Source organism: Vibrio sp. 10N.261.55.C5 (assembly GCF_041470505.1).
Classification (GTDB): domain Bacteria; phylum Pseudomonadota; class Gammaproteobacteria; order Enterobacterales; family Vibrionaceae; genus Vibrio; species Vibrio crassostreae_C.
Genome location: NZ_JBFRMS010000011.1, coordinates 237,795 through 246,378 on the forward strand (window position 1 = coordinate 237,795; position 8,584 = coordinate 246,378).

Annotated in this window: 6 protein-coding genes and 5 tRNA genes; 6 read left to right on the forward strand and 5 right to left on the reverse strand. The window is 46.4% G+C overall.

Translation table 11 applies throughout. The features are described 5' to 3' along the window. Positions 1-14: 14 nt before the first annotated feature. The 5 genes from AB4263_RS04675 to rsgA form a co-directional block, all read right to left on the reverse strand. Positions 15-902: a DMT family transporter gene (locus AB4263_RS04675; RefSeq protein WP_017071213.1), complete on the reverse strand. Its 888-nt coding sequence runs from the start codon at positions 900-902 to the stop codon at positions 15-17. Positions 903-1,064: 162 nt separating this feature from the next. Continuing rightward, positions 1,065-2,945, reverse strand: a complete 1,881-nt coding sequence (locus tag AB4263_RS04680; RefSeq protein ID WP_372097716.1) for a methyl-accepting chemotaxis protein — start codon at positions 2,943-2,945, stop codon at positions 1,065-1,067. Between the two features lie 292 nt (positions 2,946-3,237). Next, entirely contained in the window at positions 3,238-4,653 is a 1,416-nt protein-coding gene (locus tag AB4263_RS04685) for a DASS family sodium-coupled anion symporter (RefSeq protein ID WP_017061303.1), read from the reverse strand. Between the two features lie 308 nt (positions 4,654-4,961). After that, positions 4,962-5,882 (reverse strand): archaetidylserine decarboxylase, encoded by a 921-nt coding sequence (gene asd / locus AB4263_RS04690; RefSeq protein WP_017063172.1) that lies wholly within the window; start codon positions 5,880-5,882, stop codon positions 4,962-4,964. A 125-nt stretch (positions 5,883-6,007) separates the two neighbouring features. Next, positions 6,008-7,063 carry a small ribosomal subunit biogenesis GTPase RsgA gene (gene rsgA, locus AB4263_RS04695; protein ID WP_017061306.1) on the reverse strand — a complete coding sequence of 352 codons (1,056 nt, stop codon included), beginning with the start codon at positions 7,061-7,063 and terminating at the stop codon, positions 6,008-6,010. A 150-nt stretch (positions 7,064-7,213) separates the two neighbouring features. On the opposite strand from rsgA, the gene orn reads away from it, so the two are divergent. The 6 genes from orn (at position 7,214) to AB4263_RS04725 (ending at position 8,516) form a co-directional block, all read left to right on the forward strand. Next, the gene (gene orn / locus AB4263_RS04700) at positions 7,214-7,759 is read left to right on the forward strand and encodes an oligoribonuclease (protein ID WP_010434065.1); all 546 of its coding nucleotides are present in this window, start codon (positions 7,214-7,216) and stop codon (positions 7,757-7,759) included. Positions 7,760-7,939: 180 nt separating this feature from the next. Further along, positions 7,940-8,015, forward strand: a tRNA-Gly gene (locus AB4263_RS04705). A gap of 53 nt (positions 8,016-8,068) precedes the next feature. Further along, positions 8,069-8,144, forward strand: a tRNA-Gly gene (locus AB4263_RS04710). A 51-nt stretch (positions 8,145-8,195) separates the two neighbouring features. Next, positions 8,196-8,272: transfer RNA gene (locus AB4263_RS04715), tRNA-Met, on the forward strand. Positions 8,273-8,328: 56 nt separating this feature from the next. Next, a tRNA-Gly gene (locus AB4263_RS04720) sits at positions 8,329-8,404 on the forward strand. 35 nt (positions 8,405-8,439) lie between these two features. Then, a tRNA-Met gene (locus AB4263_RS04725) sits at positions 8,440-8,516 on the forward strand. The last annotated feature ends 68 nt before the right edge of the window (positions 8,517-8,584 follow it).

Sequence of the window (8,584 nt, forward strand, 5' to 3'; positions counted from 1 at the left end):
ATTAACTTCACTAGCTAGCTGACTAGAATACCAGTACCCACTACGGCAACAATGGCACCGATCCAAGCGTAGGCATTTGGTCTCTGTTTGGTGTACAGCCAAAGTATTGGTAACAACATGATAGGTGTGGTTGAAGACAACAGAGCAACCATGCCGACATTTCCTTCTTGCAGTGCATACAAAATCAGCGTCATTCCCACCGCCATAGCAAGAAAGCCGTTCACTGCGGTAATCGCGAATATTTGACCATTCATCGGGTTAATTGCGCGTGAGAGCTTAGCGCCAGTTAGACGAAATGCGGAGTGAGCAACAAAAGCGGTAATCATACGAATCGCTGAAGCGGCAACAGGGTCTATGCTGGTTTGCATCACGGGTTTTGCAATAATACCGCCCAAGGCTTGGCAAATAGCGGCAGTGATTCCGAGAGCTACACCAATCCACACGGTGCCCTTGATGGTTTCGAGTTGGTTGTTGGCTTGTCCTCGACGACCAAAGAATATCGCGGTTAAAACGCCACTGAACACCAAAGCCGAGCCAATCAGCTCCACCGAAGTCATGCTTTCGCTAAATAGGAAGTAACCAAGAATTGCCGAGAACACGGCGTGACAAGAGAACAGCAAACCTGCTTGGCGCGGTCCCATTCTGTTCAAACAAGCAAATAGGGCGGTATCACCAATGAAGATGCCAATTAGCCCAGACAGCATCATCGGCGTGACTAGGTCTGCTTCGACCGTTGACCAGCCACCAGTAAACCAAGCCATGCTCGATAAGATGATAGCAGTGCAACCCATGCGCCAACGGCTATAGGCGAAAGAACCTAAGTGTTGAGCAGGCTTTACTGACATCAGGCTCGCGATAGCCCAAAGAAAAGCGGCAGCAAGAGCCAACCATTCGAATCCCATCTGAATAACATCCTTGTGTCTGGGATAAATTAGCTCATCAATATGCATTAAACCGGACTGAGAACAAAGTGATTCTTGTGAAAAGAGTCACTTTGTTTCAGTTATCGGTTTACGTCACCTGCCGCTTGGTGGTGAGGTTTAACTTATGTTGCTTGAGATGAGTTATACCTTAAAGCGCTCCACATCTCGGCGCATCGACTCGGCAGCGTTACTCATTTCATTTGAGCTATTGCGGCTGCTTTCAGCTTGTTGTGCAAGATCGTCGGAGGCATCCTTGATTCCTTGCGTATTACGACTGATGTCTTCGCTTACTGCGCGTTGCTCTTCTGCAGCACTCGCTATTTGCAGCGCCATATCGTTGATTTCAGTGATCGCTTGGGTGATTTTAGAGAGGCTGCCATGAGCTTGCTCTGCGAAGCCAACGCTGTTCTCTGCCAGTTGGGTGCTGGTGGTCATGCTTTCAACGGCATGTTCGGTATTCTTCTGTAACGTATCAATCATCACGCGGATTTCTTCGGTCGAGCCATGCGTTCTTTGGCTAAGCACTCGCACTTCATCGGCGACAACCGCAAACCCACGACCTTGTTCACCTGCACGAGCCGCTTCAATTGCAGCATTTAATGCCAATAGATTGGTTTGTTCGGCAATGCCTTGAATGGTGGACAGGATCTGGTTGATGCTTTGCGCGTTGTTTTCCAGCTCTCGGATAACATTGGCAGCGTCTTCCACTTGGCTCGCAAGGCTAGTGATAGCGTCGCGGTTTTGTTGAATAACCTCTTGGCCATCGTTACACGCGGTCGCCGAAGCTTGAGAAGCGGATGCGGTTAATTCTGCATGACTCGCCACCTCTGCTGCCGTGGCTGACATCTCATGAATCGCGGTCGCTATCTGGTTGATATCGTTTTGTTGATTCTCCACTCGAATGGAGGATTGAGTGGCCAATTGGTTGGCTTTTTCTGCGTGATTATTTAAATCATGGCTGTGCTCGATAACGCCTTTCAGCATGCTTTGCATCTGACTCAAGAATTGGTTTACGAGCTCGGCAAGCTTACCGATCTCATCCATGCGTGTGATATCAATGCGTTGAGTGAGGTCACCTCTGCCTTGAGCCAGCTGAGTCAGTGCGTCAGACAAGGTTTGTAGTGGGGAAAGCAGGCGGTTGATCACCACTGTGCTCGCAATCGAAATGACGATATACAAAATCAAAGAAGTAAGAGCGATGAACTGAATCGCGTCAGATACTGCGGAAAACGCCATTTCCTTATCGATAACAATACCCAGTGACCAATCGGTATTCGGGACATTGGCAATGTAGACCATTTTATCCTCTTGGCCAGGCCAAGTTAGCGTAGTGATCATTTGGCCTTGGATCAGTTGTGACACTTTGTTGGCTGTTAGTTCCGGATTCAAACTGGTCAGTGGTTTCTGACTTAGCTCTTCATCACTGTAGGCAACGATGTTGTTGTTACCGTCAACTAAAAACGCAAAGCCATCGTTATCCAGTTTCACGTTGAGTACGGTGTCGATAATGCTGGTTACAGTTAGGTCTGCCGCGAGGACACCTTGTCTTTCACCGTTGAATGCTTTTGCAAAGCTGATGACAATGCTGCCGTCAAAGTCTTGATAAGGTTCAGTAATGACGAGGTCTGATGTTGCGTTGGCATCTTTATACCAAGGGCGGGCGCGTGGGTCGTAGCCTGCTGGCCAATCTTCACCTTTGTCGCCATACGCGATAGTGCCGTCGCTGAATCCGGCATAAACAGACAAGAATTGTCCAGCTTGTTTGGTGATTAGCAACTCGCGGTCAGAGTTACTGTTGCTTGAAATGGTCGGTTCATTAGCAAGCATCATATCGCTGCGAGTCGAGAGCCAATCGGCAATATAATTCGTCGTGCCAGCACTGACATTTTTCATTTCTTGGTTGATCGCGACTTCAGTCTCTTGAGTGAGCTGGGTAACTGATATCCAAGCTTGGGTACCACTCACGACGGCGATAATGATCGCAATGGCGATCTGAATTTTAAACTTAATAGTATGTCTCAAGGTCCATTCCTCTCTGATTAGACAAAACCTAACTACGTTGACGTACTTAATAATGAATTGATGTGTCTTTGATTGGCGTATAGTGCCGCTGTCTTAAGTTGAATGACTGTGTTTAAAATCATAAATTCTAAATATATTTACTCTGCTTTTTGTAAAACAGTGAAGTAATATCACAGTTACCTATTGATTGAAATGTCAGTTAATTGCTTGAGGTGGAGTGGTATAGATCGAAAAAAGCGCCAAATTTACATTCAGCGCTTTAGTTAGGATTAAAGGGGAGCGTTAACGCTTACTAGGTGATGATAAACAGGGCGAGGTAAACCATCAGCAAGCCGACAATACCTAAGATGATGCCCATCTTCGCCATGTCTTTGCTTTCGATAAGCCCGGTCGAGTAGGCCAGTGAGTTTGGTGGTGTCGATACTGGCAGAATCATGCCAAGTGACGCAGAGAAGGCGACCACAACCAGCAAGCCTTGCAGACCACCAATCGCAACTAGGCTTTCCATGGAAGCACCAATTGCAGCGGCTATCGGCATCAGCAAGTTGGCCGTCGCAGTGTTTGACATGAAGTTCGCCATTAACCAACACACGATAGACAATGTCAGTACCACAGCTGCAGGAGACAGCGATTCATAGTCAATTGCGTGTGCGAGTGCAGCGGCTAAGCCTGTTTTATCTAAGCCAATACCAATCGCAATACCACCTGCGACCAGCCACAACACATCCCAGTTAATCAGCTTGAGTTCTTCTTTGCCCATGATGCCAGTGAGCGTAAACACAGCCAGTGGAATGATAGACACGACATAGGTGTTCATGCCGTGCAGTTTGGTGGTCATCCACAATAAGATTGTCGCAGCGAAGGTGATGTAAACCACAATCGCTCGCCAGCTCTTTCTAAATTGTCCATCAAGCTTGAGCACCATGTTTCTTTCTTTAGAAGGGAAGAGTTTTTGTAGAAGAAACCAAGCGATGGTGAGTTGGATGATCACAAAGGGTAAGCCCATCATCATCCAGCTGAGGAAGTCGATGGTATTTTCACCCGTTAGGTATTGCAGCGCGATGGCATTGGGCGGTGTACCGATTGGGGTTGCGATACCGCCAGTATTGGCAGCAATTGGAATACACAACACGAGCGCTTTGATACCCATATCGCCTTTTGGTGCAGATGCCACGATAGGGCCGAGCAGCGCAAGCATCATTACCGTCGTTGCGGTATTTGACATGAACATTGAGAACACGGCGGTGATCAGCATTAAGCCGAGCATAATGAAGCGCGGTTCTGTACCAAATGGTTTAAGTAGCACTCGAGCTAGGTTGTTATCGAGTTCATACTTGGATGCGGATATCGCAAGAGCAAAACCACCCATGAAAAGGATGATGATCGGTGACGAAAATGCACCGAAGATGTCGGTATATTTGATTAACTCACCGAGGTCGTGCCCCGCTGGTGGATTTCTAAATAGGTGTAAACCTTTGTCAGATATCATCACCAGTTCAAGCGCAATGATCAAAATGGAAGTGGCGAATACCGGAACAGGTTCAAGCACCCACAGCAGGGCTGCTAATAAGAATATCGCCAACAGGCGGTGTTGAATCAGCGTGAGATCATCGATTGGTATTGAATCTATCGGCATGAATAACACGCCTAAGGGAATCGCAAAACAAATCAACAGCTTGACCAGAACGCCAACATTGAGTTTAGGCATGTACAAAGACCCTATAAATAAAATATCTTCAAATAGAGTAAGTTATCTGGATTTCTGGTACTTGGAGACGGGTTGGAAAATCAAAAAGTTGTTTAAGGTTTCGACAGTTGTTTTGTTTTTGGTCAATCTTTTATCTGGGCAATTAGAGACAAGAGTGAGAAGCAGCAGGTGGCTGGGCAGGGTTTGAAAGATTGAGTTGTTAGAGCTTGAGTAGCAAATGAATCGGTAGAGTTAAGAAAAAGGCGCGTTCTTCTCTGAAATAGAAAAAGTAACGCGCCTTGAAAGCTTAAATGAGTTAACTCAAATTGTTAAGCTTGGTCAGTGTTCTCAGCAGAATCGGTAACAACATCGTCATTTGCTTGCGCTTCTTTGCCAGCAATGTGCGCGAAAGGTGTACCAAGAACCGTTTTCTCGCCATTTTGCATAGTGTCGTCAAACTTGATCGCATCTTTAGCGAACAGGTTGATAACGGTTGAACCAAGCTTAAAGCGGCCCATCTCTTCGCCTTTCTTCAAGATGATTGCTTTGTCACCTTGTGCAGGGTAATCCCATTTGTAAACCGAGTTACCACGAGGTGGGGTGATGGTACCTGCCCATACTTGCTCGATGCTACCTACGATCGTTGCGCCAACCAGCACTTGTGCCATTGGGCCAAATTCCGTATCGAAGATACAAACGACACGCTCATTACGTGCGAATAGGTTTGGAACGTTTTCTGCCGTTAACGGGTTAACTGAGAAAAGGTCACCTGGAACGTAGATCATCTGGCGCAGTGTGCCGTCGCATGGCATGTGCACGCGGTGGTAATCACTTGGAGACAGGTAAAGCGTTGCGAATTCACCGTCTTTAAATTCATCCGCTAGCGCAGCATCACCACCCAATAGCTCGCGAGCTGAGTAGTTATGGCCTTTCGCTTGAATCAGTTGACCGTCAGTAATTGGGCCAAATTGGCTCACACGTGCATCTGCAGGGTGAACAATAACAGATTCACCTTCGGCGATAGGGCGCATGCCTTCTTTCAATTCACGCACGAAGAATTCATTGAATGTTTTAAAGTGTTTTGGATCGCTATGCAGAGCTTCATCCATGTTCACTTTGTATTGCTTGATGAACCAGTTGATGATCGCTGTCGTTAAGCCGCCCGCTTTAGCAGACGCAAGTTTGCCGACTAGGCGAGTTAATCCATGTTGTGGAATCCAGTACTGCAATCCAACTTTAATCTTATCCATTGTATTAATTTTCCAATGCTAATTGTTTTTCAATTAAATCTGTCGATGACGGTTTAGGGCGCGAGATGTTACTTAAATTCGCGCCAATTGTCAGTAAATGCACACATTTGTTCACAAAAACGCGATTAGAGATCGGCTTTTTTGTTGCGTGAATACTGACGGTTATCTTTGTTACTCGCCATGCTTTCAATGATGCGGTGGTAGTTGTCGAAACGTAATCGACTGATCTTTCCGTTTTCTACCGCTTCGCGCAGGATGCAGCCTGGGTCATCAATGTGTTTACAGTCACGGAACTTACAACCGCCAAGGTAAGGCTTGAACTCGATAAAGGCTTCAGTGATTTCGTCGGCCTCTAGGTGCCATAGGCCGAATTCACGCACTCCTGGTGAATCAATCAGATCACCACCAGAAGGGAAGTGGTATAAACGAGCTGCCGTGGTTGTGTGCTGACCAAGACCTGAGTTCTCAGAGACTTCGCCTTCTTCAATGTCTAGCGTAGGCATTAATGCATTCACTAGGCTTGATTTACCCACACCCGATTGACCAACAAAGATGTTGATACGGTCTTTGAGTTCAGCTTCCAGCTCTTTGATGCCGTAGCCAGACTCTTTACTCACGAACATCACTTTATAGCCGATCTTCTCGTACTCTTTAAGTGTTTCACGGTATTCAGCAATCTGCTCATCAGTCAGTAGATCGACCTTGTTCAGTACAACAAGCGGCGCGATGTTTACCGTTTCTGAAGCAATTAGGTAACGGTCGATAATATTAAGTGATAGCTCTGGTAGCACAGCCGATACGATAACCATTTGGTCGACGTTCGCAGCTACTGGCTTTAGGCCATCGTAGTAATCAGGGCGAGTCAGCATTGAAGTTCTCGGCTCAACCGCTTCCACAACGCCAGAAATACCGGCCATTGATTCTAAGCCTGCGCGCCAAGTCACTCGGTCACCAGAAACTAAAGTCTCGATACTACGGCGTAAGTTACAACGATGAACTTCGTTAGTTTCAAGATCTTCGATATCAGCATGTTGGCCAAAGCGCGTAATCACGAGTCCGCTTTTGGTTCCGCCAAGCATGTTCTCATCCCATTGGATAGAATCTTCTTTCTTGAGTCGCTTGTTCTGGTTGCTACGTACACGACGTACTTGACCTTTGGTTAACTTCTTTTTTTTAGCCACAATTTTTCACTTAACACATCTAACTTGATGATTGGGGACTCAAACAGGATGTTGCTGGTACCACGTGATTTCGATGGTCCTAAAGCTAGTTTGAGTATAGTTATTTGGGTATAGTACCTCTTTTACACATAAACAAATAGGCGACGCCTTATGTCCTTTAGCGATCAGAACCTTATTTGGGTTGATCTAGAGATGACAGGACTTGATCCTGAAACTCATAAAATCATTGAAATTGCTACTATCGTTACTGATAGTGAGCTTAACATCCTGGCTGAAGGACCTGTTTTGGCTATTCACCAACCTCAGAGTGAATTGGACAAGATGGATGAGTGGTGCACAACGACTCACACTGGCAGCGGCCTCGTGAAGCGAATTCAAGAAAGCACGGTTTCAGAGCAAGATGCCATCCAACAAACGATTGAGTTTCTTGAAAAATGGGTACCAAAAGGTAAGTCACCAATTTGTGGCAACAGCATTGGTCAAGACCGCCGTTTCCTATACAAGCACATGCCAGAGTTAGAAGAGTACTTCCACTACCGCTATGTTGACGTAAGCACTCTGAAAGAGCTGACTCGTCGTTGGAAACCTGAAGTGTTAGATGGTTTTTCTAAGTCGGGAAGTCACCTTGCGTTAGACGATATTCGAGAGTCGATCGCCGAGCTGCAGTACTACCGAAAAACGATTATTAACATCTAGTCGAATAAAATGATCACGTTTATCTAACTTTTCAGGGACATAAGAGCCGTTTTTTTTGCAAATCTGTGTGCTTTTACAGCAGTTGAGTAAAAAGTTTCGTAATTTTGCATTAAGGACTTGCATCACAAAAAAATGCTCTTATAATTCGCAGCCCTGAACGGCGAAAGACGTTTTCAGATTGCGATACTAGCTCAGTTGGTAGAGCGCAACCTTGCCAAGGTTGAGGTCATCGGTTCGAACCCGATGTATCGCTCCAATTTGTAGGTTACGGCGAAAGCGGTAATCGAAAGGTGAAAGACCTTTTATAATGCGATACTAGCTCAGTTGGTAGAGCGCAACCTTGCCAAGGTTGAGGTCATCGGTTCGAACCCGATGTATCGCTCCAAATACTTCTCGGTTAGAGAAAAGTCTCATTGTCTTAAACAATGCATCCGGACGCGGGATGGAGCAGTTTGGTAGCTCGTCGGGCTCATAACCCGAAGGTCGTCGGTTCAAATCCGGCTCCCGCAACCACATTACAGTTAAGCGCTATCTGTTGTCCAAGGCAGTAAGAGCAGCGATTAACTAATGCGATACTAGCTCAGTTGGTAGAGCGCAACCTTGCCAAGGTTGAGGTCATCGGTTCGAACCCGATGTATCGCTCCAATTTAAGCCTCATTGTCTTAAACAATGCATCCGGACGCGGGATGGAGCAGTTTGGTAGCTCGTCGGGCTCATAACCCGAAGGTCGTCGGTTCAAATCCGGCTCCCGCAACCACATTACAGTTAAGCGCTATCTGTTGCCCAAGGCAGTAAGAGCAGCGAATAACTAATGCGATACTAGCT